Origin of the sequence: Streptomyces glaucosporus (assembly GCF_039533345.1) — a bacterium.
In the GTDB taxonomy this organism is placed as follows: domain Bacteria; phylum Actinomycetota; class Actinomycetes; order Streptomycetales; family Streptomycetaceae; genus Streptomyces; species Streptomyces glaucosporus.
Window position 1 is genome coordinate 109,183 of sequence record NZ_BAAATJ010000008.1, and the last position, 26,664, is coordinate 135,846.

Consider the following 26,664-nt stretch of genomic DNA (forward strand, 5'->3'; position numbering starts at 1 on the left):
CGGCCCGGCCGCGCCCGGCCCCGGACACGTTCGGCGCACCCCCGAACGGAGCAGCGCGGACGGGTGCCGGGATGCGGGCCGGGGCGGTGCGGCGGATCTTCGGGAGTACCGACCCGGAGGTTCGACATGGTCACCTGCCGCACCGCCCGACCGGTCCGACCCGCCCTCGCGGCGGCACTCGCCGCCTGCGCCCTGGCCCTTTCCGCCGCACCCGCAGCGGTCGGCGAGGAGCCGGGCCCCGCGGGCTCCCGCACCGCCTCCCCCGGGGCGACGGGAACGGCACCGGTACGGGTCACGCCCGCGACCGCCCGCCCCGGAGCCGAGATCATGGTGACGGCCCCCGGCTGCGGGGGAACCCGCGGAACCGCGCGCTCCGCGGTGTTCGTCGCCGACGCGGCGCTGGCGCCCTCGGCCGGCGGCGGACTCTTCGGGGAGACCAGGATCCGCTCGGACGCCGAGGAGGGACGCCACCGGATCACGGTGGAGTGCGAGGGCGCGGACGGCGGGCTCACCGGCCGGCTGACCGTGCGCCGCTCCGCCTCCGGGGCGCCCTCCTCCCCGGCGGCGTCCCCCACCGCGTCCCCGAAGACCTCACCGGCCGTCTCCCCGACCGGGACCCCGGCCGTCTCCCCGAGCCCGGTGGCCCCCGTGCCGGCCGGAGGCGGCGGCACCGCGGAGCGGGACGGGGAGAGGAGCGGGGACGCCGGCCCCGGCGCCCTCCACACCGCCCTGGGCGTCGGGCTGGCGGGCGCCGCCACCCTGGTCGTCGCCCGGCGGGCCGTCGTCCTGCGCCGCCGGAACCGCTCCGACACCGACCGCTGACGCCTCCGGCCGTGTACGACGACACCACCGCCCGCGAGCCGCGCGCGAGCGGCGCCGAGCGCGCCGTGGCGGCCGCGGTGTGGGCGGTCCTGCTGCTCGGACTGTGGCTGTGGGGACGGGACCTGACCGGCGGCTCCGGTCCGCCGCCGGGCCCGGAGCCCGGCGTCCCCGTGGCCGGCCGCGCTTTCGGCGGTGCGCCCGGCGGGGACTCCGCCGGCGCGTCCGGCCCCCCGGGGCACGCCGACGCGGCCCGGGCGCTGCCCGAGGCCCGCCCCCCGCTGCCGGACTCCGAACCCAGGCGTCTCGACATCGACGCCATCGGCGTCCACGCCCGGATCGTCGAACGGGGACTGAACCGCGACGGCGCGGTCGACCCCCCGCCGATGGACGCCCCCGGCCTCGTCGGCTGGTACGGCGGCGGACCGGCCCCCGGAGCCGGGGGCGCGGCGCTGCTCGTGGGCCACCTGGACACGGACACCGGGCGGGCGGTCTTCCACCGGCTCGCCTCCGTGGGGCCGGGCACCCAGGTGGACGTGACCCGGGCGGACGGCACGGTCGCGGAGTTCACCGTCGAGGACGTCTCGGTCGCCGAACGCGCCGACTTCGACCCGGAGGAGGTCTACGGGGCCCGCCGCGCCGGGCGGGCCGAGCTCAGGCTCATCACCTGCACCGGGGCCTTCGACCGCGCCGACGGCTCCTACACCGCCAACCTGGTGGTCTCGGCGTACCTCACCGGCGTCCGTCCCGCCCTCGGGGCGGACGCCGGCGAGCCGGCCCGGAGCGGCTGAAGCCGGACCCCGCCCCGGCCCGTCCGGAAAGGAGCGCGCACGGCGTGCCGTGCGCGCGGGGAGCCGTGCCGGTGAGGCGGTTCCGTCGTTCACAGGGTGTGGCCGCAGGGGTGAACCTTGCGGCCGAAGCGGTCGTCCCTCCCGCGTGTCGGGGATTGAACGGAGGGGCGTGCGGTACTTGAAGGCCGAGATCCCCCAGCACACGGAGGCTGTCGTTCCGCCATGTATGACACAGCGCAACCGGAAGCCGACGAACAGCCTGCCGCCGCGCGGGCCCTCGGCGAACTGCCGCTCTTCCCGCCGCCGCTGCGGCTCGCCGGGGACACCGACGACGACGAGGGCGAGTCGCACATCTGCCGGGGCATCGACTGACCCCGGCGGACCGGACGCGTCCGCTCCCGGAAACGCCTCCGGGCCCCACCGTGAGACGGTGGGGCCCGGATCGGGTGGTACGCCGCCAGGGACTCGAACCCCGGACCCGCTGATTAAGAGTCAGCTGCTCTAACCAACTGAGCTAGCGGCGCCCGCAGGGGCCGCGATCCGCGCGATGTGCGCCGAACCGTGCCGACCTGCGGGAACCAGCATACCCGACGCCGGAGGGTGCTCCGTCCCCGTGGTGCCGCGGTCCGCCGGGCGGCGGACCGCGGCGGACCCGCGGCACCACGGCCGGCCGTCAGCCGATGGGGCCTCCCCGGTCGCCCCGCCCGCAGGCGGTGCCGTCGCGGTCGGTGTCCAGCTTGTGCCGGTCGCGGCCGTGGACCGTGAAGGGCCTCCAGCCCTGGCCGTCCAGCCAGCGGCACTTGGCGGCGGAGCCCTTCACCTCCTCGGGGAAGACGCCCGGCACGCACTGCGAGGGGTCGCCGTAGGAGCGGTCGCAGCCGTCCACCCACGCCTCGACGTCCTCGGCGGCCGGACGGTGGTGCGCGTGCTTCCCACCCCGGTCCTCGCCGCCCCGGGCCTTTCCGTTCCCGGCCTTCCCCCGTTCGGCCTTGCCGGAGCCGTCCCCGGTGCCCGCCCGCGGCGAGGGCGCGTCCGTGTCGGTGCCGGCCCGCAGCGTCCGGGCCGCCTCCTCCTCGCCCTCGACCTTCACCCACTGGGCGACCGACGGCACGCCGTTCGCGTCGGTGACGAAGAGCATGTACCAGCCGGGCGGGGCCAGGTTCGGGTTGTCGGTCAGGTTCAGGCCGATCTCGGTGCCCCCGCCGGGCGCCTCGCCGTGCACCGTCATCGGCAGGTCGACGTAGCGCTGGTTGGGGTCGGAGGAGTGGGTGACCGCCTCGGGCCGGATCAGCGCGGCCTTGGTGATCTGCCCGCCCCCGGAGACGGTGATCCGGTTCTCGGTGCCGTACCTCCACTCCCGCGAGGCCGGTGGCGCGATCTCGGGGCGCGGTCCCTTGGACAGGTACGGCGGCGAGTACAGCGACAGGGTGGTGGAGTAGCTGCCGTCGCCGGGGTTGTCGCCGTAGCTCAGCACCCGGCCGTCGGGCAGGAGCAGCGAGCCGGAGTGGTAGCCGCGCGGCTCGGGGTCGGGGGCCACCGGGGTGAAGGTGTCGGTCGCCGGGTCGAAGATCGACGTCTCGTGCACGGGCACGGCCCGGTTGTGCAGCGCTCCGCCGGTCTCCAGCACGGTGCCGTCCGGCAGGATCACCGCCGAGACGTACATCTTGCCCTCGTCGCCCTTCTGCGGGGTGCCGTCCGCGTAGTGACCCCGCGGCAGGTCCGGGCCGGGCGTGTAGGCCGGGTCGGGCACGCTCAGGTCGATGAGGTCGGTGAGCCGGTGGGCGGCGGGGTTGCTGTCGACGTTGCCGCCGCCGAAGGTCGCCACCCGCTGCCGCTGGGCCGGGGGCAGCAGGACGCTCATCGACTGGTCCCGCTCGTCCTTGCGGCGCAGCCCGGGCACGTCGGTGACCGTCCCGGTGCCGTAGTCGTACAGCGAGGCTCCCGTCCCCGGCAGGCCGTTGCCGAAGACGTGGCTGCCGCTGTAGAAGAGCCGGCCGTCCTGGAGCAGGATCATCGACGGGTACAGGCCCCAGAACGACCAGGTCTGGTTGACCTCGTGGAGGCCGAGCCAGCGCTGCTCGTCGGAGGAGAAGTACTCGGCGGTGACCGTTCCCTCGGACTTCTCGTCCAGACCGCCGAGCGAGAGCACGTCACCGTTGCCCAGCACGGTGGCCGACGGGTACCAGTGCCCGGTGTTCATGTCGTTCACCCGGGTGTACTCGTTGGTGGCCGGGTCGAAGACGTAGGAGCTCTTCAGCCCCTTGTAGCCGTGCGAGCCGTCGGCGGCCGGGTAGTCCAGGTTGCCGCCCATGACCAGCACCCGGCCGTCCTCCAGCTGGACGTGCCCGGAGCAGAAGAGGTCCTCGGGGGTGTCGACGTCCGTCATCTCCCCGGTGGCCGGGTCGTACAGGTGGGAGGTGAAGGTGCCCGCCTCGAAGCGGTCCGGGTCGTTGCCCGAACCGGCGATCATCAGCACCTTGCCGTTATGGAGCTGGACGAAGTGCATGGCGCGCGCCTTCGCGTCCATCCGCTGCACCTCCCAGGTCCCCCGCGCGCCGGGCGCCCCGGGGTCCGGGGGTTCCTGGGGCTCGACCTCGACGGCGGTCATCTCGGCGTCGTCGAGGGTGACGGTGCCGCCCCCGCCGTAGACGGTGACGCCCCAGGCGATCCGGTCGGTGCCCTCGGGGACCTGCGGGGTGCGCACCTCGGCACGGGTGTAGGTGCCGGCGGCGGGCAGCGTCTTGAGGTCCGTCCAGTACAGCCAGCCCTGCTGCGGGTCGTGGCGGAAGGCGGTGAAGACGGTGTTGTCGGTGGTGGAGGTGTAGTGGACCGCCAGGTCGTACTGCGCGCCCGGTTCCACCTCGGGGGCGCACGCGGCGGTCTCCTTGATCATTATCTTGCGGTCGCCGCTCGTCCAGTCGGTGACCGTCAGCCTCGCCGCGCGGTCTCCGCTGCGGGCATCGGCGGTGAGGGAGTACTCGTAGGTGTTGTCGCCCCATCCGGCCCGCTGCCAGCAGTCGGCGAAGCCGTCGCCGTCGGCCGCCTCGAAACCGGGATTGACCAGCAGGTTCTCCCCGGCGGGCTCCGGGTCGGCGGCGGCCGGGGACAGGGAGAGCCCCGTCGCCAGCAGCGCGGAGAGCAGCAGCAGGGGCACCGCGGTGGTCCGGCGCAGCCGGCCGGCGCGGCGGTGGAGACGGGCGGGGGTGCGGACCGGGGGACGGGCGCGGGCGCTCATGGCGGCTCCTTCAGCTCCTCGGATCGTGCGTCGTCGGCTCGGGGACCCGGTCCGGGGCTCGGCCCGGGACCGGGTCCGGGATCAGGTCGGTGAGGGGCGCCCGGACGTCCGGGCCGGAGCGCTCCGGCCGGTGGGCGCGGTACAGCAGGCGGTCCACGAGCAGGAAGCGCGCCGCCGCGAAGGCGATCAGCAGCGCTCCCGACACGGGCAGGGGAGGCCAGCCGAGCCCGGACACCAGCCAGGTGGTCGCCGGCACGCGGACGAGCAGGTCGGCGTTGTTGACGGCGGCGTACGGCAGCAGCCGCAGCCAGGCGGCGCGGCGGGGGACCGGAGACGTCCCGCCGTACAGCAGCCGGTCGGTGAGCAGGAAGTTCCACAGGATCCCGGCCTGGTTGGCGAGGACCACGGCCGGCGCCTCGTGCATACCGGCGGGCGAGGTGAGCAGCCACAGCACTCCGAGGTTGGGCAGGAATCCGGAGAGCCCGATCAGGCCGAACCCGAGAGCCCGGCCCCGCGCCGACCGCGGCCGGCCGGGCGGGCGTATCGGGGCGGCGGGCTCCGGCGGAGGCGGCGCCGGGTCCGTCAGCGGCGGACGGGACGGGGCGGGGCCGCCCCGGATCCCGGCGGAGGGGACGGGAGCAGGGTTCATCGGCGGCTGTCTCCGATCCGGCGGATCTCGATGCGGTCGTCGCCGGAGCCGAAGACCTCCACCACGGTGGAGTTCCGCAGGGCCGCGCGGACGATGGGCAGGTGGTTGCGGTCGCTGCGGATGATCGGCGAGGAGACGATGTAGTCCAGGTCGCGGTGGCCGCGGGGGAGGGTCTCGGTGACGGCCGGGTCGAGGTCGACCTTGTAGAACCAGATGGCGCCCAGCCCCGGCTCGGCGCCGCCCCGGACCGCGTCCAGCCAGAGCGTGTCGTCCACGACGATCCGCTGCCGCGCCCGGTCGGCGGGGGTCTCGCCGGGCAGGGAGGTGCGCAGCCAGCGGGCGGCCTGCTCGTACGCGCTGTTGCCGCGGGCCGTGGCGGCGGTCCGGTCGCCGTCGTACCAGCGCGGTGCGACCACCGCCGCGCAGACCGCCGCCACCAGCAGCGGCACCACCGCCGCGGCGGCCGGACGCAGCGCCGGCCGGGCGCCGGCCGCCCGTGCCGTCAGGCGCGCCGCGGCGTCGGCCACCCCGGCCAGGCAGACGGCGAGGAACGGCAGGAGCTGGATGACGTACATCTGCGGCAGGTAGCCGTCCGGCCGCAGGGCCACCACCACCAGGAGCAGCACCGCGACCGCGGCCGGTCTGACCCTCCGCACGGCCAGGGCGAGCACCGCCGCCGCGCACCCGGCCACCGGCAGGACGGGGTCGGCCGCCAGCCACTGCTCCAGGGCCTGCCGCGAGCCGCTGCCCTCCTGCCACATCGCGCCCGAGCCCGCGCGGTCGGCGAGCTGGAAGGCGATGCCGTCCCACAGCGAGACGTGGTCCTCGCCGGGCAGCAGTTCGCCGCGGAGCAGCGCGTACAGCGGGTAGACCACCACGGTCAGGGCGAACGCGGTGATCGCCCCGGCGAAGGAGAAGGTGCGGGTGGTCCGGTGGCTGCCCTGGTGAAGGGCGTACAGCAGCGCGGGCAGGGCCAGGGCCATCGTCTCCTTCGACAGCACCGACACCGAGGCGCAGACCCCGGCGGCCGTGTGGTGCCACAGGTGGCGGCGCGGTGAGAGGGCCAGCACGAAGGCGGCGAGCATCCAGGGGACGGCGATGTTGTCCAGGTAGACCTGCCGGTGCATGGTCACCGACAGGGGGGAGAGCCCGAAGAGAAGCAGGGCCAGGGAGGCGCTCCAGAGGCGCATGCCCATCCGGCGGCACAGGGCCGTCACCAGCAGGCAGCTCGCCGCGGCCGGGAGCAGCATCACCACGCGGCCGGCGACGACCGAGGCCAGGTCGGGCAGGAGCAGCTCGGGGAGCCAGGTGAGGGCGGCGAGCTGGAGCCAGCCGACGGGCGGGTGGTCGTACCAGTACGTGTAGTGGGCCAGGCCCTCGCCGGTGCGTACGGCCCACGCCTGGGCGAGGTAGGTGCCCTCGTCGTCGCCGACGCCGGGGAAACCGCCCAGGTTCCACGCCTGGACGGCCACCACCAGGGCGGTGAGCAGCAGGGCGAGCGGAAGGTCGCCGCGCCGTCGGCGGGGTGGTGCGGCGGGGGCGTCGGAGAGGGCGCCGTCCGCGCCGTCCGCGTCGTCGCGCGGTACGGGCCGGCCGGCGGGGGCGGCGTCGGGAGGCTGCTGGAGCACGGTCACGGGACACTCCTGTGAGCGGTGGTGCCGGATGCGCGCGGCGGTGCGGGCGCACGGGTCCGGCGTGCGCGCCGATACCGGGCGCTTGCAGTCGGTTGCTGACGGTAGCGGCACGGGTGCGTCGTCGGCCCGCGCCGGCGGAGGAGGCGGCCGGATCAGACGGGGACGCGCTCGTCCCGGTGCCCGTCCTGCCCGAGGTGGGCGCCGACGTGGCGGGTCAGCTCCCAGTCGGTGCGGCCGGTGTACTCCCGCCACACCGCCCTGGCCGCCGCGCCGGCCAGGACCAGGTGGTACAGGGGTGTCCCGAGGACCAGCCTGGCGTAGTGGACCGGACGTATGCGGAACCCGTACTGCCGCCCGAAGTCGTGCAGGCCCACGCACTCGAAGACGAGCATGACGCCCATGGGCAGCACGGGCAGCCAGGCGAAGAGCGAGATGGGCAGGGGGATGCCGCCGGTGAAGGCGATGAACAGGCCGATGGCCGTCATCAGTCCGGTGAACGCTTGGAAGAACGGCGTCCACAGCGTGAAGCGGGCCAGTACCCGCTGCCGCCAGGGCAGCCGCCGCCACTCGCCCTTGCGGAGCACCTGGAGGAAGCCCTGGTTCCAGCGGGTGCGCTGCTTGAACAGGCCGCCGAGCGAGTCCGGGGTCTCCTCACGGGTGACCAGGCCGGCCTCGTACGCGACCACCGTGCGCGCGCCGCTGCTGGACAGCCGCACGCCCAGGTCGCAGTCCTCTGCCAGGCAGTCCCCGTCCCAGCCGCCGGTGGCGCGCAGCAGGCCGGTGCGGACGAAGACGGTGTTGCCGCCGAGCGGGATGAAGCCCTTGGCGGCGTGGAGGTGCAGTCGGCTGCGGAACCAGAAGAAGTACTCCAGGCAGTTGCGGACGCTGTACCAGTTGCTGTCGTAGTTGATCAGCTGGACGCCGGCCTGGACCACGGCGGCGCCGGTGTCGCGGAACGCGGCGTCCACGTGGGTGAGCAGGTCGGGGTGGACGATGTCCTCGGCGTCGAAGACGCCCACGATGTCCCCGCGGCAGTGCGGGAGCGCGGTGTTCATCGCCCGGGGCTTGTTCTTCACCGGGTGGGTGTCGGTCACCACCCGGACCCGCTCGGGGTGTTCACCGGCCAGCCGGTGGGCGATGGCCGCGGTGCCGGGATCGTCGTGGCCGACGATGAGGATGATCTCGAAGTCGGTGTGCCCGCAGCGGAGCATCTGCTCGACGGTGTGGCCGAGCACCCGCTCCTCGTGGCGTGCCGGCACGAGGAGCGAGAAGAAGTGGTGGTGGGCTCCGTCGGGCTTGCGGAAGGTGGTGCGGCGCAGGGTGTCGGGTGTGCGCCAGGCGTGCATCATCCACCACAGTTGGAGTGCGGCGGCCACGAGCAGCACGCATGAGGCTGCCACCAGGACAGCGGACAACACGAATACGTCCCCCCAGACGTGTCCGGCGGTGCCCCGTGCCGGGGCCCCCTCCCCACCGGACAATGCGCAGAAAATTATCGGCGGCGGCCAAGAGGCGTCAATGTGGCACTGATGTCCGAGGAGTTGACCTTTTCAGTCATGCGCACCGGTGAACTGGCGGAATCGGCATGGGAGCTGACGTCGCGGCGGAAGGGTGCGCGGGCCGTGCTCGGCCTCGCCGGGCCGCCCGGCGCGGGCAAGTCCACCCTGGCGCAGGCGCTGGTGGAAGGGCTTCGGCGGCGGCACGGGCCCCTGGCGGCGGCGTACGTCCCGCTCGACGGCTTCCACCTGTCCAACGCCCAACTGGAACGGCTGGGTCTGGTCTCCCGCAAGGGGTCCCCGCCGACCTTCGACGTCCGCGGATACGCCGCTTTGCTGAGGCGTCTGGTGGCCGAAGGGGACCACGACATCTACGTTCCCGACTTCGACCGGACGCTGGACGAGCCGGTCGCGGCCCGGCACGTGGTCCGCCCGGGCACCGCGCTGGTGGTGACCGAGGGCAACTACCTGGCCTGTGAACTGCCCGGTTGGTCCGAGGCGCGTGAGGCGATGGACGAGTTGTGGTACGTGGAGGCGGACCGGGAGGAGATCCGCCGCCGTCTGCTGGAGCGCCAGCTGGCGGCGGGGCGCACCCCGGGGGAGGCGCGGGAGTGGGTTTGGGCCAACGACCTGCCCAACGCGGAGGTCGTCGAGGCGTCGAGGGACGCGCCCTGGGTGAAGCGCGCATTCCATTGGTCTGGACATGACTAACAGGAAAGGCTACTTTCCTTCTTGGTCTAGACCGCAATTCCTGCGCCCGTCCCATGGGCCTCCACGACCCCCCACGTTCAGGAGCGAAGGATGCGCAAGAGGATCACCACCGCCCTGGTCGGTTTCGGCCTGGCCGCGACGACGGTGCTCGCGACCGGCGGCAGCGCTCAGGGGCACGGCTACACCCAGTCGCCCATGAGCAGGCAGGCGTACTGCGCCAACGGAACCGTGACCGGCTGCGGCTCCATCCAGTGGGAGCCCCAGAGCGTCGAGGGCCCCAAGGGCTTCCCGGCGGCCGGCCCCGCCGACGGCCAGATCTGCTCGGGAGGCAACTCCCGCTTCGCCCAGCTCGACGACCCGCGCGGCGGCACCTGGCCCGCCACCCGGCTGACCCCCGGGCAGGGCTTCACCTTCACCTGGAAGATGACGGCCCCGCACCGCACGACCGACTTCCGGTACTACATCACCAGGGACGGCTGGGACCCGACCAAGCCGCTCACCCGGGCCGCCCTGGAGCCCCAGCCGTTCATGACGGTGCACATGGGCGGCCGCCAGCCCGCCTTCACCGAGAGCCACCAGGGCACCATCCCGACCGGCAAGTCCGGCCGGCACGTCATCCTGGGCGTCTGGACCGTCCACGACACGGCCAACGCGTTCTACGCCTGCTCCGACGTCGTGTTCTGAGCCGCGCCCGCACCCGGGACGGGGACGGTTCCGCCGGGGACGTCCCCCTCCCGGGCCGCCTGCGGCCCGCCCCGGAGACGGGACGGCGGCATGACGGAGGCCCCTCGCGGTGTGCGAGGGGCCTCCGGTCGTGTACGCCGCCAGGGACTCGAACCCCGGACCCGCTGATTAAGAGTCAGCTGCTCTAACCAACTGAGCTAGCGGCGCCTGTTCGGCAGTCGCTTTCCGGAAGGCTCCGGACGCGCTGTCGTGCCTCCATATTACCCGGTCCCCAGGGGTGCCTGTGCCACGGTCCGCCGGGGCCCGGCGGCGCCTCCGCGCCGTCCGCGGGCACTGCGCGCCGCGGACGGCCGCGGAGGCGCCGGACCGGTCAGAGGATCGAACCCAGGAACTCCCGGGTGCGCTCGTGGTCCGGATCGTTGAAGATCTTCTCCGGCGAGCCGGACTCGATCACCCTGCCCTCGTTGAACATCAGCACCTCGTCCGAGATGTCGCGGGCGAAGCTCATCTCGTGGGTCACGCACAGCATGGTGATGTCCGTGGTGCGGGCGATGTCCCGCAGGACGTCCAGCACCCCCGCGACCAGCTCCGGGTCGAGCGCCGAGGTCACCTCGTCCAGCAGCAGCACCTGCGGACGCATGGCCAGCGCGCGGGCGATGGCCACGCGCTGCTGCTGGCCGCCGGAGAGCTGCGAGGGGTACTTGTCGATGTGCTCGGTCAGCCCGACCATCTCCAGCAGCTCGCGCGCCCGCTGCTCGGCCTCGTCCTTCCCCAGGCCCAGGACGTGGACCGGCGCCTCGGTGACGTTCCGCAGCACCTTCATGTTGGGGAAGAGGTTGAACTGCTGGAAGACCATGCCGATCTTCCTGCGCACCTTGCGGACGTGCTTCTCGCCCGCGGGGACGAGCCGGCCGCCCCTCTCCTCGTGGGTGAGGTACTCGCCGTCGACGGTGATGGTGCCCTCGTCCGGCCGGATCAGGGTCATCAGCAGCCGCAGGATCGTGGTCTTGCCCGATCCGGAGGGGCCGATCAGGGTGACGTGCTTCCCCGGGGAGACGCCGAACTCCAACCGGTCCAGGACGACGTGGTCGCCGAAGCGCTTGGTGACCTTGTCGAAGCGGATCAGCTCGCGGCCCTCCGCGGTGGGGTCGGTGCGGGTGGTGTCAGCGGACAAGACGACGCTCCAGGGCTCTGATCAGGAGGGATGCCGGGTAGGCGATGACGATGAAGGCGAGTCCGACGACGGTGATCGGCTCCAGGAAGCGGAAGGTCTCGGAGCCGTAGGCGCGCGCCTCGCCGAGCATCTCCAGGGCGCCGATGATCGCGATCAGCGGCGAGTCCTTCAGCATGGCGATGACGTAGTTGCCCAGCGCGGGCACCACGCGGCGGATCGCCTGCGGCAGGATCACGGCCGTCCAGGTGCGCACCGGCGGCAGGCTGAGCGCGGTGGCCGCCTCCCACTGGCCCCGGGGGACGCCGTCGATGCCGGCCCGGTAGACCTCGGCGGTGTACGTCGAGTAGTGCAGGCCGAGGCCGATCACGCCCGTCGTCAGCGGGGACATGGCCGGACCCCACTCGGGCACCACGTAGAAGAGGAAGAACAGCTGCACCAGCAGCGGGGTGTTGCGGACGAACTCGGTGACCGCGGTCACCGGCACCCGGATCCACGCCCTCGCCGAGCGCTGGGCGACGGCCCACACCAGGCCGAGGGTGAAGGCCAGCAGGCTGCCGAGCACCAGGGCCTGGACGGTGAGGACCACCCCGTCCCAGAAGCGCGGCATGAAGTCGGAGACGACGTCCCAGTTCCAGTTCACCGCGCACCCCCCGCGGGGGCGGAGCCGGTGACGGGGTCGGCGACGGACGTGCGGCGGGAGAGGAGGCCCGGCAGGCCGCGGCGTGGCGGCGGCGCCTGCCCGAGCCCGGCCTTGGCCCTGCGCTCCAGCAGCCGCATGCCGCGGGTGATGGCGAAGGCCAGCACGAAGTACATCAGCAGCAGGAGCGTGTAGATCGGGGCGCTGTCGTTGGTGGTGAAGCGGATCAGGTTGGCCGCGAAGGTCATGTCGGCGACGCTGATCACCGACACCAGTGCGGTGCCCTTCAGCAGCTCGATGAAGAGGTTGTTGAACGGCGGGATCATCTCCGGCCACGCCTGCGGCAGTTCGATCCGCCGCAGCCGCTGCCAGCGGGTGAAGCTCAGGGCGATCCCGGCCTCGCGCTGGGCGGGGGAGACCGCGGCCAGCGCGCCGCGCACGACCTCCGAACCGTACGCGCCGTAGGTCAGGCCCAGCGCCAGCACACCGGCCCACATGGGGACGAGCTGCCAGCCGAAGGCGATCGGCAGCGCGAAGAACAGCCAGAACATGAACACCAGCGCCGAGGCGCCGCGGAAGACCTCGAAGTACGCGCCGGAGAGGAAGCGCACGATCCACAGCCGGGAGGTGCGCGCCATGCCGACCACGAAGGCGACCGCCGCGGCCAGGGCCGCGCTGTACACCGTCACCTGGACGGTGATCCAGATGCCGGGCAGCATGTAGGACTCCCACAGGGCCCAGGTCATGAGCACAGCTCCTTCGCGGTCAGGTCGGTCATCTCGTCCTCCGTGAACCCGAAGGGCCTCATGATCTCCAGCAGTTCGCCGCTCTCCTTGAGCTTGCGCAGTTCCCGGTTGAACTCGTCGCGCAGCACGGTGGCGGTCGGCCGGAACGCGAAGCCGCCGGCGCCGATGGCGGGCTCGCCGTCCACCATCGGCTGGAAGGGCTCGGTGGACTCGGCCCGGTCGCTGCCCTCGACCGCCAGCCGGACGGTCAGCGAGGTCCCGGCGAACACGTCCACCCGGCCCTGCTCCACGGCCGCCAGCCCGGCGACCTGGTCGGGGAGGATGAGGATGTCGTCGCGCCTGATCCCGGCGGCCACCGCGTAGTCGATCTCGGCGTACGCGGTTCCGGTCGCCATCCTGGCGCCCTTCTCCAGGATGTCCTCGTAGGTGTGGAGGCCCTTCGGATTCCCCTTGGGGACGATGAAGGCGTCGAGCATGACGTACTCGGGATCGGAGAAGATGACCTGCTCGCACCGCTCGGGGTTGATGTACATGCCCGCGGAGACCACATCGAACTGCTGCGAGCGCAGCCCCGGAATCAGTGAGCCGAACTCGGTCGGCACCGGGACGACGTTCTCCACTCCCAGCCGCTTGAAGACGACCTTCGCGATTTCCGGCGCCTCGCCGGTCAACTTCCCCTGTTTGTCGATGTATCCGTAGGGGACCTCGCCCGCGATTCCCACCCGGACGGTCCCCTGCGCCCGGATGCGCGCCAGCAGGTTCCCCTCGCCGGCCTCTCCGGCGTCGGGCACCCTGCTGCATCCGGCCGCGCCCGCCGCGCCGAGGGCGGCCAGGCCCACGAGCAGCGAACGCCTGCCTATCCCTTTGACGGGTCTCGCCGTGCTCCCTTGCCTTCCGTCGTTTCCGGTTTTTCCTGTCCTGTTCCCTTGGGGTGGAGCCATGGGCGCGCCACTACCCGACTCCCCGGAAAACATGCCGATTGTTTCCGGCCCTTGATCCGGGCGTTGTCGGCCGGTCGCACGGTTGGCCCACCGCGTCGGCATTGACGGGGAAATCGGCGGACAGGGGCCGAAATGGCGAGGCGATTCACCGAAGTGTCACCGGACGGGTGACGGAATTCCCCCGCGGGGCCTCCCGGGCGGCCGAGCGCCGCCGCGGCATGGAACGCACCCCCGGGCGTGACGTCCGCGACAGCGGGCCGGCGGAATAAACCCCCCGGCCGGAGGCTTGTTCCCCTTCGGCGACCAGCACACCCGAGGAGGCAGTACCCGATGGCCCCGATGGATCCGGTGACCGGCGGCGACCCGAGGAACGACCAGGCCGCGAACGGCCCGGCCGGCGGCGATCCGGTACGCGGCGCCGCCCGCGGCGCCGCTCCCGTCCCCCTGTCCGTGCTCGACCTCGCCACCGTCGGCGCGGGCCACACCGCCTCCGACGCGCTGCGCGCGTCCGTGGCGATCGCCAGGACCGCCGAGCGCCGCGGCTACCACCGCCTGTGGGTGGCCGAGCACCACTCGATGCCCGGCGTGGCCAGCTCCTCGCCCGCCGTCATCCTGGCCCACCTCGCCGCGCACACCACCACCATCCGACTCGGCTCGGGCGGCGTGATGCTCCCCAACCACGCGCCCCTGGTGATCGCCGAGCAGTTCGGCACCCTGGAGGCGCTCGCCCCCGGCCGGGTCGACCTGGGCCTGGGCCGCGCGCCCGGCACCGACGGGGCGACGGCCGCCGCCCTGCGGCGCACGGACCGGCCGCACGAGGTGGCCGACCACTTCCCCAGCCAGCTCGCCGAACTGATCCGCTTCCTCGACGACGACTTCCCCGACGGCCACCCCTACGCCCGCATCCACGCCGTCCCCGGCCCGGTCCAGGGGACCGTGCCCGGCGGGGTGCAGTCGGCGAACCGTCCGCCGGTGTGGCTGCTGGGCTCCTCCGGCTTCAGCGCGCAGCTCGCCGGGCGGCTGGGCCTGCCCTTCGCCTTCGCCCACCACTTCTCGGCGGCCAACACCCTCCCCGCCCTGGACCTGTACCGCTCCTCGTTCCGGCCCTCCGAGACGCTGGACGAGCCGTACGCCCTGATCGGCGTGTCGGCGCTGGCGGCGGACGAGGAGCGGGAGGCGCACCGCCAGGTGATGACCGGGGCGCTGTCGATGCTGCGGCTGCGCACGGGACGCCCGGGCCTGGTGCCGACGCCCGAGGAGGCCGAGGAGTACGAGCGGGCCATGGGCGAGGCGGAGCGCGAGTTCGTGCGCGGCTGGCTGTCCAACGTCGTGTACGGCACGGCCGGGCAGGTCCGCGACGGCCTCGACGCCCTGGCCAAGCGCACCGGGGCGGACGAGCTGATGCTCACCTCGCAGGCGCACGGCATGGAGGCGCGCGTGCGCAGCTACGACCTGGTCGCCGACGCCTACGGCCTGCCGTCCCCCACCAGCAGCTGACTGATGCGGTCCGCCGGCACCGGCTTGGAGTAGTGCCACCCCTGACCGGTGTCGCAGCCGATCCGGCGCAGCCGGTCGGCCTGGGCCGGCCCCTCGACGCACTCGGCGGTGACCGTCAGGCCCAGATCGTGGGCGAGACGGACCAGTGAGGTGACGATCGTCTCGTCCGCCGGGTTGAGGGGACGGGCGGCGCGGAACCCGCGGACGAACATGCCGTCCAGCTTCAGCCCGCGCACCGGGAGCCTGCTGAGGTAGGCGAGGTTGGAGTAGCCGGTGCCGAAGTCGTCGATGGCGATCCGCACCCCCATGGCGGAGAGCGCCTGGAGCGCCTTCAGGGGCCGTCCCGCCGACCCCATCACCGCCGACTCGGTCAGCTCCAGCTGGAGCAGTCCGGAGGGCAGCCCCGTCTCCTTCAGGACCGCGGCGACGTCCGCCACCAGGTCGGAGTCCCACACTTGCCGCACGGCCACGTTCACGCTGACGTACAGCGGCCGGTCGGGGTGTTCGAGCTGCCAGCGCCGGGCCTGCCGGCACGATTCGGCGAGGATCCAGCGGCCCAGCGGCACGATGGCGCCGTTCTCCTCCGCCAGCCCGATGAACTGGTTGGGGCCGAGGGTGCCGAACTGCGGGTGGCGCCAGCGCACCAGCGCCTCCACCCCGGTGAGCGACTCGTCGTGGAGGGAGACGATCGGCTGGTACTCCAGCGCGAACTCGCCGCGCTCCAGCGCCGGGCGCAGGGTGCTGGAGAGCGCCTGGCGGGTCACCCGGTGGGCGTTGCGCTCGGGGTCGAAGAGCGTCCAGCGGGCCTTGCCGTCGGCCTTGGCCCAGTAGAGCGTGGTGTCGGCCGCCTGCATCAGCTCCGTCGCGGACGTGCCCGAGGCGGGCCGCTCCACCACCCCGATGCTCGCGGAGACGGCCAGCCGCTGCCCGGCCAGGTCGAAGGGCTGCTGGAGCGCGGCCAGCACCTCCTCGGCCAGCTCGGTCAGCGGCTGGGTGCCGGTCGACGCCTCGGCGAGCAGGGCGAACTCGTCGCCGCCCAGCCGCGCCACCAGGTGCCCGCCCGGCTCGGCGCACCGGCGCAGGCGCTGGGCGACCGCGTCCAGGAGGAGGTCGCCCACGCGGTGGCCGAGGGTGTCGTTGACGGCCTTGAAGCCGTCCAGGTCCAGGTAGCACAGCCCGATCCGGCCGGTGGTGGACTCGGAGAGCGCGGTGGACAGCCGCTCGAAGAACAGGGTCCGGTTGGGCAGCCGGGTGACCGGGTCGTGCATCTCCAGGTGGCGCAGCCGCTCCCGGAGGTCGTGGTGCTCGCTGACGTCGGAGACGGAGAGGAGGGCGCTGCCGGACCGCCCCCCGGACCGCCCGGTGGGCACCACGGTGACCTCGGCCCACACGGGGCGGCCGTCCCCGTGCTTGAGGCGGCGGGTGCAGCTCATCACCTCGCTGCGCCCCTCCAGAACGGCCTGGCAGTCGGCGCGGGCGCGGTCGTCGAGGCCGAGTCCGGCCAGGGAGGCGACGGGCGTGCCGGTGAGCTCGCCCGCGGGCGAGCCCAGCAGCCGGCCGAGCGCCTGGTTGGCGGCCAGGACGCGGCCCTCGCCGTCGATCACGGCCATCGCCAGCCGGGCGGCCTCGAAGGCGGCGCGGAACGCCGCCGGATCGGGGCCGGTCCCGGGCGGGACGTCGGGGGAGGCGGAGGGCCCGGGGCCCGAGGGGCGACTACCGTCGGTTACGGTCGGCGCCGTCGTGCCGGGACTGTCACCCGGCCGTGTGCCCGGTCCGTCGAGGGGTCCATTCACCGATCGCTCCCGCAGGGGACTCGTCTGACGCGGATGGCCCGGACGGTGGGCCGCCGCCCTCGCTGGGGCATCCGCCCTGGAAATGTGGCGATCATAGAGGCTTATCGGGCGACTGAGCCAGTGCCGCGCGAGCTGTTCGGGGGGCATGTGACGGCGCCCGCGGGCGCGTTTTCAACAGGTTGATCGTTCCTGCACGGCGGCTTTGCGTCGGCGATCGATGATGACCGATTGTCACGCACGGTAATGCTGTAGGGGGTCACTCGTACGGCGTAGCGGAACGGGGCACGCGGGGAGCGGAAGGCACACAGTGGGTGCCGTGCCCCCGAAGCGGGCACCGTGCCCCGACACCACGCGGGAGGACGATGTGCGCAGGACGCGCTGGACCCGGGGGACCGAGGGGGGGCAGGGGCGCGCGCCCCGGCCGGGGGGCTTCTGCTCCGACCCGCGGTTCCGCAGGGTCGGGGCGGTGCTCACCTCGCTCTCCGCGCTGATCGGCACGAGCCTGGTGACCGGACCGGTCGCCGTCGCGGCCTCCGCCGCCTCCTGCGCCCTGGAGCGGACCGGCACCCACCACTCCGAGGGACTGGACACCTGGCACCCGGACTACCCCAGGCCCGACCGGGCGCTCGACGCCCTGATGATCTTCCTGTCCTTCCCGGAGTCGCGGCCCGCCACCACCCCCGGCCGGCTCGTCGCCGACTACTTCCCCGAGACCGCCGAGTTCTTCGAACGGGCCTCCTACGGCACCTTCACGCTGCGCCCGCGCCCCGTGCCGCGCTGGTTCGAGATGGGCGCCGACTCGCGGGCGTACGGGATACAGCGCGACTGGGCGCCGGAACTGCGCGCCGCCTACCTCCGGGACGCCGTCGCCGCCGCCGACCCGCACGTGGACTTCGGCGCGTACGACATCGTCTACCTCGTCGCCGACCCCGACGCCCCCGGGGTGAACTCCGACGCCACCAAGGTGGTCAACCTCGACCGGCCCATCACCGTGGACGGCACCGAGCTGCACCGCGTCGTGACGGTCTTCGAGAAGCACCCGCCGGACCGCAACGTCCTCGCCCACGAGACCCTCCACGTGTTCGACCTGCCCGACCTCTACCACCAGCCCGAGGAGGAGGACGGCGACTGGGACACCCACGTCGGCGACTGGGACATCATGGGCAGCCAGTTCGGGCTGTCCCCGGAACCCTTCGGCTGGCACAAGTGGAAGCTGGGCTGGCTGAACGGCCGCGGGATCGACTGCCGCGCCGAGACCGGCGCCACCCGGCACACCCTGCGGGCGGTCAGTGCCCCGGGCCGGGACGGCGGCCCGCCCGGCGAGGCCGACACCCGGCTGGTCGTGGTCCGCACGGGCCGCACCGAGGCGCTGGCGATCGAGGCCCGCGAACCGAGCGGCAACGACGCCACCACCTGCACCAGCGGGGTGCTGGTGTACCGGGTGCGCAGCGACGTCGCCTCGGCGCAGGGCCCCGTCCGGGTGCTCGACGCCCACCCCGACAGCGGGGCCTGCGGCCGGCTCTCGGTCTACCCGCCGCTGGCCGACGCGCCGCTGGGGGCGGGGGAGACCATGGAGGTGGACACCGGGAGCGCCGCGGTCCGGGTGTCCGTGCGGGACCGGACGGCGGCGGGATGGCGCGTGGAGGTGTCGGTGCGGGGCGTGCTCGGGACGGAGCTGTGAGCGGCGGCGCCGGACAACCCCCGCGGAGACGGGAAAACGGGAAGGCCCCCGCTTCCGCGGGGGCCTTCCCGATGTCTGTGCGCCGCCAGGGACTCGAACCCCGGACCCGCTGATTAAGAGTCAGCTGCTCTAACCAACTGAGCTAGCGGCGCCTGCTGACGTGGTAGACCTTAGCACCCTGGTCCGAGGGAGCGGAAATCGGCGGTTCGCGCCCGCTTCCGGGCCCCCCGTTCCACCGCATGGTCGCACCCGGCCCGGTACCCCGTCCCGGATCCGCTCCCGTACCCGGCGTCGCCGGTGCGCGCCGCCCGCACGCAGGCCCACAGCAGGGCGTCCGCGCCCGGCAGCCAGGGGTGGCGGACGTCCGGGGCGACCAGCCAGCGGGTGCCGGGCGGGCAGCCCTCGCCGGGCACCGGCGGGGGAACGGTCACGGCGTCCCCGAAGCCGTAGCACAGCAGCGGGGGGATCGTTTCCGCGGCGCGGTCCCCGCTCCCGGAGCCCCCGCCCTGCCACTCCCGCCAGCGCAGCAGCGCGGGCAGCCGCTGGGCGGTGCCGGGCTCGGCGAACAGCAGCATCCGGCCGCCGTGGAGGGCGACCGGCCCGGTGCCCGGCCCGGCGGTCCACAGCCGGTCGAGCATCCGGCGCCCGAACAGCGTGCCGACGCTGACCACGTCGAAGGCCGTGCCGCAGGGCAGGACGCCGGGAGTGCCGGGGCGCACCGACCACAGGGCGTGGACGCTGCGCGGGAAGGCGCTGGCGGACGCGAGCCAGTCCGCTCCGGCGGGGGTCACATACGCGGCGGTGTCACTCATGCCATCCAGAGTCACCGCCGGCCTGTGTACCGTCCCTGGAAATCGTGGAAAACGGGACGCGGTGCGGCGGCATCCGGTAGGGTCCGCCCTTTTGCATATGCCGGGGGCGGTGGCCCTGGTCATGGCGGGCCATGGTGGCGGGACTGCCGCGGGGCCGCCGCGGGTTCGCCGCGGGGAGCCGGCCGCTACGGGGTGCGGTCCGCCATCAGCTCGCGGCCGAACTCGATCATCTTGCGGGCGTAGTCGGCCGTCCACTCCGCCTGCTCGGCGATCGCCTCGTCCGTCATCCGGTCGAAGCGGCTGGGGTCGGCCAGCTGCGCCGCCGCGACGGCCTGGAACTCCACGGCCCGGTCCGCCGCCGCCCGGAAGGCCAGCGCCAGCTCGGTGGCGCGGCCGAGCAGCTCGCGCGGGTCCTCGATCGACTCCAGGTCGAAGAAGTGCTCGGGATCCGCCGTGGCCTCCTTCGGCTCGAAGCGCAGCGGCACGGGCCGCATCCGGCGCGGCTCGCCGTGCGGTTCCGGAGCCGGGTTCGGCTCGGGCATGGAACTACCTCCGTGGGTCGTGGACAGCGTCCCATTGTCCCTCTTGTTCCCGCCCGGCGTCCGCCCGGGTGACCTTTCCGCCCGGTATGCGGAGGTTCGTCGTTCGGTCACGGACGCCAGGGGACGGTGTGGCCCGCGAGGTGGTCCAGGACGGCGTGGTTGGCCTCCCAGCCGTCCGGGAACTTCACCTCGACGCCGAGCTGGACCGGCTCGGCCGAGGGGTGCTCGTCCAGCAGCTCGGCGACGCCCGCGCGGCAGACCACCACACAGGCGTGCCGGTGGCGCGAGGCCAGGACGCACAGCCGGCCCGTCTCCAGGTGGAAGGCCGTGGCGTCCGGACGGCCCGACAGCGGGTGGAGGACCACCGTCACGTCGAACTCCCGCCCCTGGAGCCGGTTCGCGGTGTCCACCGTGACGCCGGTGACGCCCAGGGAGGCCAGCGCCGCGCGGACCGCCGCCGCCTGGTCCCGGTGGGCGGTGCCCACCGCGACCCGGTCGGCGGTCACCGGCGCGGGCTGCGGCGAACGCTCGCCGAAGGCCATTCCGCCGCGCTCCAGCAGCCGCCGCACCACGGCGGCCACCGCCGCGACCGCTTCCGGGTCGGTGCGCGGGGTGTGGCGGGCGGGAAGCTCCAGCAGCCCCCACCCGGAGGAGGCCGCCTCGTCCAGCACCCGGTCCACGGAGGAGCCGTCCGGGGGCGCGGAGAACTCCAGCCGCCGCTCGCCCTCCCCGGTACCGCTGCGGAACGGGGTGTACGGGTAGAACGCCCGCGACACCAGCGGCGCGGCGGAGGCCGGCAGCCGCCAGGAGACCGGCAGCCGGTGGACGGGCAGGTCCGGGTTGTGCGCCAGCAGCGTGGTCACCGCACTGGCCGACGGGTCGTACGACAGCCCCGCCCACTGCTCGGCGGCGACCTGGCTGAACGGGTCGAGCTGACCCGGGTCGCCGACGAACAGCGCGCGCTCGAACAGCCCGGCGACGGCCAGCAGCGCGTCGGACCGCATCTGGTACGCCTCGTCCACGATGGCCTGCTCCCACGGCCCCGCACCCCGCACGTGCGCCCACTTCGCGGCCGTGGAGACCACCACGTCCAGCCCGGCCAGGTCCGCGGCCTTCGCCGACTTCACCACCGACGGGTGCCGGTCCAGCACGGGGTCGTAGGGCTGGGCCTCGCTGCTGTGGAGCCTGCCCACGGGCAGTTCCGGATCGGCGGTCGCCAGCCGGTCCACGAGGTCGTCCACCTGGGCGTTGGTCTGGGCGACGATCATCAGCGGACGTCCCGTCGCGGCCAGTTCGCGGGCGGCGCGGACCACCAGGGTGGTCTTCCCGGCGCCGGGCGGCGAGTCCACGACCACGCCCCGGTGGGCTCCCGAGAGGGTGTCCCGCAGGATCGCCCCGGTCGCCGCCGCGGCGGCCGCGCCCGGGTCCGGTGCGGGCGCCCCGCCGGCGGCCGGGCCGGTCGCGGTGCGGGCAGAGGCGTCCGTCGCGGTGCGGCCGGCGGTGTCGGCAGCGGTGCCGGTCGCGGTGTCGGTCACAGGAGGTCCTCCGCGGTCACGGGATCGGGGGCGTCGAGGGCGTCGGGATCGGGCGGGCCGCCGTGCGTCCACGGCGTCTCCTCCGGGTCCGGCAGGTCCGGCCCGCCGCGCGGCGCGTGCTCGAAGAGCGTCCAGCACACCGTCTCGCCCTTCTCCGGCACCGACCCGGCCTCGGGGACCTTCCCCCGTCCCATCCCGCCGGTCAGCCGGACGGTGAGCAGCCCCGGTCCGGGGGAGGCGACGAACACCCCCGGCTGCGTCCTCCCGTCCGCCAGGGCCCGGTACACCCGGTCGTCCTCCTCCAGGTGCGGCCGGTCGTCGGTGCGGACGGTGACCAGCGGGCGCGGCATCGGCCGCCTCCCCTCCGAGTACGCCATCTCCACCTCGACGACCTCGCCCGCGAAGGCCTCCCCGGCCAGCCTCCGCTCCGCCATCACCAGCGGGTCGTCCAGCGCCTCCTGCGCGGCCAGTTCCGCCAGCGCCGTCTCCCGCGCGGCGAGCTTGCGGGCGGCCGTCACCGCGTCGTCGCGCCGGGGCTGCGGCGGCTCGCCGGCCCGCAGCCGGTCGCGGTGGGCGGTGTAGGACCAGCGGTCCCGCTTCCAGCGGTCGGCGACACGGGCGCCGGGAGGCAGGGCGCGCAGCAGGTCCAGGCCCCGCCACACCGCGTCCCAGGTGGGACGGAGCTGGGAGGCGACCAGCTCGCGGATCTCCTCCTCGGCGCCGGGCAGCCCCGCGTCGTGGCGGGCGATGGCCGGGGCCAGCCTGCGGTTGTCGAAGGCCGGGTCGGTGGCCGGGCCGGCGGGCGGGGTGAGCAGCAGCCCGTTGCCGTCGCGCTCCAGTTCCACACGGAGCGCGGCCTCGGCGCCCGAGGCGCCCTCCCCGGCCCCGATCCAGGCGAGCAGCGCGCCCAGGTGCTGGTCCTCCAGACGACTCTGGCCGGTGGCCCAGTGGCGGCCCAGCAGTTCCGTCATGGCCAGCAGCAGAGAGGATCCGGGGACCCGCGCCCGCTCCCCGTAGTGGGTCAGCCACCGCCCCAGCAGCGGCAGCCGGGCGGGCGCCGGGTAGGGGGCGTCCGGGTCCTCCTCGGCGGTGCGGCGGAAGCGGGTCGAGCGGCCCAGCAGCCGTACGTAGGAGATCCCCGCGGTGTTCGGCACGATCAACTGCGGCGCGTCCGCGCACAGTTCGACCTCCACCTTCACCCGCTTCCCGGTCTCCGGATCGGTCTCGGTGCGCTCCTGGACCTCCACCGCGTCCTGGGCGGACTCCAGGTGGGGCAGGACGGCGTCGGCCAGCTCGGCGAGGAACGCGAAGCGCAGGGTGCGGTCGCGCGGCTGCGGCACGACCAGCAGGCGCGGCGCGTCCCGGTCGGTGCCGACCATCGCCCCCAGCGGGGCGCCGGCCTCGCCGGCGGTGGTCAGCGGCACCAGGACCAGGGGCCGTTCCGCCAGGTGCCGGTGACGGACCGTCGCCAGGGGCTGGGCCCGCCCGGTCGCGGCGGCCTCCACCCGGGCCAGCGTGGAGATCAGCGGCATCAGGACCTCCCCGCCGACCCCGCCGGAGCCGCCGTCCCCGCCGGTGCCGCCGTCCCCGCCAGGGCCTCGGCCCGCAGCCGGGCCGCGCGGCGCAGCGCGGCGGCGGCCGGGTCGTCGCAGGGGCCGGCGTCGCCGTCGTCGCGGGCCGCGGCCAGGACGGCTTCGAGGGTGGTCAGCCCGCCCAGTTCTCCGCGCACCTCGCGGCCCAGGACCTCAACTGCCCCCGCCGCCCGGGCGCGTTCGCGGCAGTGGAAGGCCAACTCGCAGGTGGACAGGCACTGCGGGGCGTAGGCCGCCGGAACGGACCGGACGGCGTCGGCCAGTTCGCCGGCGGGACGGGAGGGGTCGAAGGTGACGCCCTCCGGCAGCGCGGCGGCGATCTCCTCCAGGCGGGTCAGCCGGGAGAGCTGCCGCCGGGTGGTGGCCAACTGCCTGCGCAGGTCGACGGCCTCGGCGGTGGGCAGGTTGGAGAAGTCCCTGGGGCAGACCAGCAGGGCCCGCTCGTCCACCCGGCCGCCGAGCGCCCGGAGGGCCAGGGCGTAGACCGCCGCCTGCCGGGCCGCGGCGCCGACCTTCGCGGGATCGGCGGAACCGTCCAGGATCGGGAAGGACTTGATCTCCACGACCGTCTGGCGGCCGTCGGGGTGGACGGCCACCGCGTCGGGCTCCAGGTGCACCACCGCCCCCGCGACCTCCAGCCGCACCATCGGATGGTCCAGCAGGGTCCAGCCGCCCTCCGCCACGGCCCGCTCCAGGGCGAGCCGGGTGCGCTCCGCGCGTCCCTCCGGGCCGGGCGCCGACAGGTCGGGGACGGACACCTCGCCGGGTTCGGGGGGCGGGGTGCCCGCCGCGCCGACGCGGGCGTGGACCAGGCGCAGCAGCTCGGCCCCGCCGTCGCCCTTCACCCGGGCCTCGAAGGCGTGGCCGCGGGCGAACGCGAACTGCGACTGTCCGAAGGGGGCGGGGGCGCCCAGCCGTTGGGCCAGCGTGCCCTTGTCCACCCCGGCGCCGTCCAGCAGGGCCCGGCGGCGGCAGCCGGGGTTGGCGGCCAGCGCGGCGAGCGCCCGCGCGTCGAGAGGACGTGGTGCCACGTCGGCGCCGCGCAGTTCGGCGAGCCGCCGGCGCAGGGCTGTCGTCGGTTGGCTGTCGGGGATGTCGCTCACCCGGGGAAGTGTGGCATCCGGTTGTGACAGCGGCGGCGGCGAGGTCCTCCCGGACGGCCGTGCGCCCCCGGCGGAAGGACGCCCCGGGCGGAAGGACGCCCCCGGGACCGGTGGGGCCGTTCGGCGCCCGCCGCGGGCGGGCGCGAGGATGTGGGGGACAGACCGTTCCGCACGGTGGCGGAACCGAGCACTCCCGAAAGGCGGGTCCCCGACATGGCACCGCGCATCCTGCTGGTCCGGCACGGCCAGACCGAATGGTCCAGGTCCGGCCGGCACACCGGCCGCACCGACATTCCCCTGCTCGACGAGGGGCGCCGGGCGGCCGGACGGCTGGGGGAGCGGCTGCGCCGGGCGCCCTGGAACGGGCTGCCGGACGCCGAGGTCCGCACCAGCCCGCTCGTCCGCGCCCGCGAGACCTGCGAACTGGCGGGCTTCGGCGACCGGGCCCGCGAGTGGGACGCGCTGCGGGAGTGGGACTACGGCGCGTACGAGGGACTGACCACCCCCGGGATCAGGGAGCGCGCGGGGGAGGACTGGGTGATCTGGCGCGACGGCGTGGTGGACGGCGAGAGCCTGGAGGGCCTCGCGGCCCGCGCCGACGAGGTGGTCTCCTGGGCCCGGGCGGAGGAGCGGGACGTGCTGGTGTTCGCCCACGGCCACCTGCTCAGGGTCCTGGGGGCGCGCTGGCTGGGAGTGGACCCGTCGTTCGCGATGCGCCTGCGCCTGGACCCGGGCGCCCTGTCGATCCTGGGCTGGGCGTACGGGGAGCCCGCGCTCGAACGCTGGAACGACACGGGCCATCTGGAGTGAGCGGGCGGGCCGCGCGGCGGACCCGGCCGGGTGCCTGGGGCGGCGCGCGGCAGGCCAGGGCGGAAAAGATCTTCCGCAGGCGCGCTCTCCGTGCCATGCGCCCCCGGTCCGCGCGCGGCGCGCCCGAGGGCGGTCCGGCCGGGCCCGGGGCGCGGCCCGGCGGGCGGACGGCCGGGAACACGCACCGGCGCTCCGGTCCGGCCGGTGCGGCCGGACGGCGAAGCCGCCCGCGCTCCGCACCGGCCGCCGCACCGCCGGTGCGGAGCGTTATGTCGACAAACGGGATATCCCACACGTGACCGGCCGCGCGTCGCCGCCGGGCGCGCAGACGCCGCGCCGTAGCGGTTGACAGGACGGCTCGTTGGACCCTCCGTACAGAGACCGCGGAGGAGGGGTTCCCCTTGCTGGACACCGGTTACGGAACCGGCAGCCGCCCGACGCCCGCCCGGCGCCCCACCGGGCCGGACGGCGGCACCGAGCCGGCGGAGACGCCCTACGACCTGGTGACCGTGCCCGCCCGCCAGGGTCTGGAGGCCGTGGACATCCTGCGTCTGCGCCACGGCGTCGGCCCGGTGCTGCACGACGGCACGGGCGGCACCCTCGGCTTCCTGGTGCCGCCCGGCACCGCGGGCGCCTGGGACCTGCCGGGCAGCGCCTGCGCCCCGGTCCGCCGCCGGGGCGGCGGCCCCGGCGACCCGCCGGTCGCCGGCGCCGGATGGCTGGTGCGGCCGGAGGACGCGCAGGCCCCGGCCACCGAGCCGGCCGGCCTGCGCGCCGCACTGGGCGAGGCGGCCCGCACGATCGCCGCCGCCGAGGGCCGGACGCGGAACCGTTCCCGCGCCCTCCCCTGACCGGGGCCGCGGGCCGGCCCGCCCCGCGGGGGCGATACTGGTCGGTGTGGCGAGGAACGGACGGCGGCGCGAGGGCGGCAGGCGGACCAGGGAACCGGTGAGCGAGCCGGTCGACGGCGGACTGGCCCGGCTCCTGCCCGACCCGGACCGGCCGCGCGCCTGGACCCTGCTCCTGGACGACGCCCCCCAGTCCCATGTGGACCTCGACGACCCCACCCACCTGGACTTCGAGTACCAGCGCAGGATCGGCCACCTGATCGACCTCGCCGCCCCGCCCGGACGCCCCCTGCGGGCGCTCCACCTGGGCGGAGGCGCCCTCACCCTCGCCCGCTACGTCGCGGCCACCCGGCCGCGCTCCACCCAGCAGGTCATCGAGGCGGACGCCGCGCTGACCGCCCTCGTCCGCCGCGAGCTGCCCCTGGAGGGCGCCTGGCGGATACGGGTGCGGGGCGGCGACGCCCGCGCCGGACTGGCCAGGATCCCCGACGGCTGGGCCGATCTGGTCGTCGCGGACGTCTTCGGCGGGGCCCGCACCCCCGCCCACCTGACCAGCGTCGAGTTCCTCGCCGAGGTCCGCCGCGTCCTGCGCCCCGGCGGGCTCCACACCGCCAACATCGCCGACGGGCCGCCGCTCGCCCACCTGCGGGCCCAGGTGGCCACGGCCGCCGCGGTCTTCCCCGAGCTGTGCCTGGTCGCCGACCCCGCCGTGCTGCGCGGACGGCGCTTCGGCAACGCCGTCCTGGCCGCGTCCGACCGGGAGCTGCCCGTCGCCGAACTCACCCGGCGCGCGGCCGGCGACCCGCACCCGGGGCGGGTCGAGCACGGCCGGGCGCTCACCGACTTCACCGGCGGCGCAGCCCCCGTCACGGACGCCACCGCGGCTCCCTCGCCGCAGCCGCCCGAGCGGGTCTTCCACCGCCGCTGACGTCCG

The 26,664-nt window shown here is 74.7% G+C and carries 24 protein-coding genes and 3 tRNA genes; 10 read left to right on the forward strand and 17 right to left on the reverse strand.

The annotated features are described in order from the left end of the window. Positions 1–126: 126 nt before the first annotated feature. The 3 genes from ABD358_RS11625 to ABD358_RS11635 all read left to right on the forward strand — a co-directional run bounded on the left by ABD358_RS11625 (position 127) and on the right by ABD358_RS11635 (position 1,982). On the forward strand, positions 127–822 hold the full coding sequence (locus ABD358_RS11625; RefSeq protein WP_344630845.1) for a hypothetical protein: 696 nt from the start codon (positions 127–129) through the stop codon (positions 820–822). An 11-nt stretch (positions 823–833) separates the two neighbouring features. After that, positions 834–1,610: a class F sortase gene (locus ABD358_RS11630; RefSeq protein ID WP_344630846.1), complete on the forward strand. Its 777-nt coding sequence runs from the start codon at positions 834–836 to the stop codon at positions 1,608–1,610. A gap of 222 nt (positions 1,611–1,832) precedes the next feature. After that, entirely contained in the window at positions 1,833–1,982 is a 150-nt protein-coding gene (locus ABD358_RS11635) for a hypothetical protein (RefSeq protein WP_344630847.1), read from the forward strand. A 75-nt stretch (positions 1,983–2,057) separates the two neighbouring features. Here ABD358_RS11635 and ABD358_RS11640 read toward each other — a convergent pair. The 5 genes from ABD358_RS11640 to ABD358_RS11660 all read right to left on the reverse strand — a co-directional run bounded on the left by ABD358_RS11640 (position 2,058) and on the right by ABD358_RS11660 (position 8,546). Continuing rightward, a tRNA-Lys gene (locus ABD358_RS11640) sits at positions 2,058–2,134 on the reverse strand. A 149-nt stretch (positions 2,135–2,283) separates the two neighbouring features. Next, positions 2,284–4,845, reverse strand: a complete 2,562-nt coding sequence (locus ABD358_RS11645) for a galactose oxidase early set domain-containing protein (RefSeq protein ID WP_344630848.1) — start codon at positions 4,843–4,845, stop codon at positions 2,284–2,286. A gap of 10 nt (positions 4,846–4,855) precedes the next feature. After that, positions 4,856–5,494, reverse strand: a complete 639-nt coding sequence (locus ABD358_RS11650) for a GtrA family protein (protein WP_344630849.1) — start codon at positions 5,492–5,494, stop codon at positions 4,856–4,858. Beyond that, on the reverse strand, positions 5,491–7,128 hold the full coding sequence (locus ABD358_RS11655) for an ArnT family glycosyltransferase (protein WP_344630850.1): 1,638 nt from the start codon (positions 7,126–7,128) through the stop codon (positions 5,491–5,493). Before ABD358_RS11655 ends, ABD358_RS11650 begins: the two co-directional genes overlap by 4 nt. A 152-nt stretch (positions 7,129–7,280) precedes the next feature. Then, positions 7,281–8,546: a glycosyltransferase gene (locus tag ABD358_RS11660; RefSeq protein WP_425576305.1), complete on the reverse strand. Its 1,266-nt coding sequence runs from the start codon at positions 8,544–8,546 to the stop codon at positions 7,281–7,283. Positions 8,547–8,684: 138 nt separating this feature from the next. Here ABD358_RS11660 and ABD358_RS11665 point away from each other — a divergent pair, with 138 nt between their 5' ends. Beyond that, positions 8,685–9,335 carry a nucleoside/nucleotide kinase family protein gene (locus ABD358_RS11665; protein WP_344630852.1) on the forward strand — a complete coding sequence of 217 codons (651 nt, stop codon included), beginning with the start codon at positions 8,685–8,687 and terminating at the stop codon, positions 9,333–9,335. Between the two features lie 90 nt (positions 9,336–9,425). Beyond that, a complete protein-coding gene (locus tag ABD358_RS11670; protein ID WP_344630853.1) occupies positions 9,426–10,019 on the forward strand; it encodes a lytic polysaccharide monooxygenase auxiliary activity family 9 protein in 594 nt (197 codons plus the stop codon). A gap of 133 nt (positions 10,020–10,152) precedes the next feature. On the opposite strand, the gene ABD358_RS11675 is transcribed toward ABD358_RS11670, so the two are convergent. The 5 genes from ABD358_RS11675 to ehuB all read right to left on the reverse strand — a co-directional run bounded on the left by ABD358_RS11675 (position 10,153) and on the right by ehuB (position 13,517). Then, positions 10,153–10,226, reverse strand: a tRNA-Lys gene (locus tag ABD358_RS11675). A gap of 163 nt (positions 10,227–10,389) precedes the next feature. Continuing rightward, positions 10,390–11,193: an ectoine/hydroxyectoine ABC transporter ATP-binding protein EhuA gene (gene ehuA / locus ABD358_RS11680; protein WP_344630854.1), complete on the reverse strand. Its 804-nt coding sequence runs from the start codon at positions 11,191–11,193 to the stop codon at positions 10,390–10,392. After that, positions 11,183–11,833, reverse strand: a complete 651-nt coding sequence (gene ehuD, locus ABD358_RS11685; RefSeq protein ID WP_344630855.1) for an ectoine/hydroxyectoine ABC transporter permease subunit EhuD — start codon at positions 11,831–11,833, stop codon at positions 11,183–11,185. The genes ehuA and ehuD overlap by 11 nt, the downstream gene beginning before the upstream one ends. Continuing rightward, the gene (ehuC, locus tag ABD358_RS11690; RefSeq protein ID WP_344630856.1) at positions 11,830–12,576 is read right to left on the reverse strand and encodes an ectoine/hydroxyectoine ABC transporter permease subunit EhuC; all 747 of its coding nucleotides are present in this window, start codon (positions 12,574–12,576) and stop codon (positions 11,830–11,832) included. Before ehuC ends, ehuD begins: the two co-directional genes overlap by 4 nt. Further along, positions 12,573–13,517 carry an ectoine/hydroxyectoine ABC transporter substrate-binding protein EhuB gene (gene ehuB, locus ABD358_RS11695; RefSeq protein ID WP_425576306.1) on the reverse strand — a complete coding sequence of 315 codons (945 nt, stop codon included), beginning with the start codon at positions 13,515–13,517 and terminating at the stop codon, positions 12,573–12,575. Before ehuB ends, ehuC begins: the two co-directional genes overlap by 4 nt. A gap of 339 nt (positions 13,518–13,856) precedes the next feature. On the opposite strand from ehuB, the gene ABD358_RS11700 reads away from it, so the two are divergent. Then, complete coding sequence (locus ABD358_RS11700) at positions 13,857–15,014, forward strand: LLM class flavin-dependent oxidoreductase (RefSeq protein WP_344630923.1); 1,158 nt, start codon at positions 13,857–13,859, stop codon at positions 15,012–15,014. Here the strand turns inward: ABD358_RS11700 and ABD358_RS11705 are convergent. Then, a complete protein-coding gene (locus tag ABD358_RS11705) occupies positions 14,984–16,807 on the reverse strand; it encodes a putative bifunctional diguanylate cyclase/phosphodiesterase (RefSeq protein WP_344630857.1) in 1,824 nt (607 codons plus the stop codon). The two genes, ABD358_RS11700 and ABD358_RS11705, sit on opposite strands and share 31 nt — an antisense overlap. 466 nt (positions 16,808–17,273) lie before the next feature. On the opposite strand from ABD358_RS11705, the gene ABD358_RS11710 reads away from it, so the two are divergent. Then, positions 17,274–18,488: a M6 family metalloprotease domain-containing protein gene (locus ABD358_RS11710; RefSeq protein WP_344630858.1), complete on the forward strand. Its 1,215-nt coding sequence runs from the start codon at positions 17,274–17,276 to the stop codon at positions 18,486–18,488. A 78-nt stretch (positions 18,489–18,566) separates the two neighbouring features. Here ABD358_RS11710 and ABD358_RS11715 read toward each other — a convergent pair. From ABD358_RS11715 to ABD358_RS11740, 6 genes are all read right to left on the reverse strand, one after another. Beyond that, positions 18,567–18,640 (reverse strand) — tRNA-Lys (locus ABD358_RS11715). An 18-nt stretch (positions 18,641–18,658) separates the two neighbouring features. Then, positions 18,659–19,300 (reverse strand): bifunctional DNA primase/polymerase, encoded by a 642-nt coding sequence (locus ABD358_RS11720; RefSeq protein WP_344630859.1) that lies wholly within the window; start codon positions 19,298–19,300, stop codon positions 18,659–18,661. Between the two features lie 185 nt (positions 19,301–19,485). Then, on the reverse strand, positions 19,486–19,842 hold the full coding sequence (locus ABD358_RS11725; protein WP_344630860.1) for a hypothetical protein: 357 nt from the start codon (positions 19,840–19,842) through the stop codon (positions 19,486–19,488). A gap of 107 nt (positions 19,843–19,949) precedes the next feature. After that, positions 19,950–21,233: an AAA domain-containing protein gene (locus ABD358_RS11730; RefSeq protein ID WP_344630924.1), complete on the reverse strand. Its 1,284-nt coding sequence runs from the start codon at positions 21,231–21,233 to the stop codon at positions 19,950–19,952. Positions 21,234–21,373: 140 nt separating this feature from the next. After that, complete coding sequence (locus tag ABD358_RS11735; RefSeq protein WP_344630861.1) at positions 21,374–22,909, reverse strand: hypothetical protein; 1,536 nt, start codon at positions 22,907–22,909, stop codon at positions 21,374–21,376. After that, a complete protein-coding gene (locus ABD358_RS11740) occupies positions 22,909–24,072 on the reverse strand; it encodes a hypothetical protein (RefSeq protein WP_344630862.1) in 1,164 nt (387 codons plus the stop codon). The genes ABD358_RS11735 and ABD358_RS11740 overlap by 1 nt, the downstream gene beginning before the upstream one ends. A 213-nt stretch (positions 24,073–24,285) precedes the next feature. Here ABD358_RS11740 and ABD358_RS11745 point away from each other — a divergent pair, with 213 nt between their 5' ends. The 3 genes from ABD358_RS11745 to ABD358_RS11755 all read left to right on the forward strand — a co-directional run bounded on the left by ABD358_RS11745 (position 24,286) and on the right by ABD358_RS11755 (position 26,658). Continuing rightward, positions 24,286–24,882: a histidine phosphatase family protein gene (locus ABD358_RS11745; RefSeq protein WP_344630863.1), complete on the forward strand. Its 597-nt coding sequence runs from the start codon at positions 24,286–24,288 to the stop codon at positions 24,880–24,882. 401 nt (positions 24,883–25,283) lie between these two features. Beyond that, entirely contained in the window at positions 25,284–25,733 is a 450-nt protein-coding gene (locus ABD358_RS11750; protein WP_425576307.1) for a hypothetical protein, read from the forward strand. Between the two features lie 37 nt (positions 25,734–25,770). After that, positions 25,771–26,658, forward strand: a complete 888-nt coding sequence (locus ABD358_RS11755) for a spermidine synthase (protein ID WP_425576309.1) — start codon at positions 25,771–25,773, stop codon at positions 26,656–26,658. Positions 26,659–26,664: the final 6 nt, after the last annotated feature.

What these genes read in the sequence shown, in the direction of transcription:
- ABD358_RS11625 (WP_344630845.1), top strand. Translation starts at nt 127, where the DNA reads ATGGTCACCTGCCGCACCGCCCGACCGGTCCGACCCGCCCTCGCGGCG.
- ABD358_RS11635 (WP_344630847.1), top strand. Translation starts at nt 1,833, where the DNA reads ATGTATGACACAGCGCAACCGGAAGCCGACGAACAGCCTGCCGCCGCG.
- ABD358_RS11645 (WP_344630848.1), bottom strand. Translation starts at nt 4,845, where the DNA reads ATGAGCGCCCGCGCCCGTCCCCCGGTCCGCACCCCCGCCCGTCTCCAC.
- ABD358_RS11650 (WP_344630849.1), bottom strand. Translation starts at nt 5,494, where the DNA reads ATGAACCCTGCTCCCGTCCCCTCCGCCGGGATCCGGGGCGGCCCCGCC.
- ABD358_RS11665 (WP_344630852.1), top strand. Translation starts at nt 8,685, where the DNA reads ATGCGCACCGGTGAACTGGCGGAATCGGCATGGGAGCTGACGTCGCGG.
- ABD358_RS11670 (WP_344630853.1), top strand. Translation starts at nt 9,426, where the DNA reads ATGCGCAAGAGGATCACCACCGCCCTGGTCGGTTTCGGCCTGGCCGCG.
- ehuC (WP_344630856.1), bottom strand. Translation starts at nt 12,576, where the DNA reads ATGACCTGGGCCCTGTGGGAGTCCTACATGCTGCCCGGCATCTGGATC.
- ehuB (WP_425576306.1), bottom strand. Translation starts at nt 13,517, where the DNA reads ATGGCTCCACCCCAAGGGAACAGGACAGGAAAAACCGGAAACGACGGA.
- ABD358_RS11700 (WP_344630923.1), top strand. Translation starts at nt 13,857, where the DNA reads ATGGATCCGGTGACCGGCGGCGACCCGAGGAACGACCAGGCCGCGAAC.
- ABD358_RS11720 (WP_344630859.1), bottom strand. Translation starts at nt 19,300, where the DNA reads ATGAGTGACACCGCCGCGTATGTGACCCCCGCCGGAGCGGACTGGCTC.
- ABD358_RS11725 (WP_344630860.1), bottom strand. Translation starts at nt 19,842, where the DNA reads ATGCCCGAGCCGAACCCGGCTCCGGAACCGCACGGCGAGCCGCGCCGG.
- ABD358_RS11735 (WP_344630861.1), bottom strand. Translation starts at nt 22,909, where the DNA reads ATGCCGCTGATCTCCACGCTGGCCCGGGTGGAGGCCGCCGCGACCGGG.
- ABD358_RS11745 (WP_344630863.1), top strand. Translation starts at nt 24,286, where the DNA reads ATGGCACCGCGCATCCTGCTGGTCCGGCACGGCCAGACCGAATGGTCC.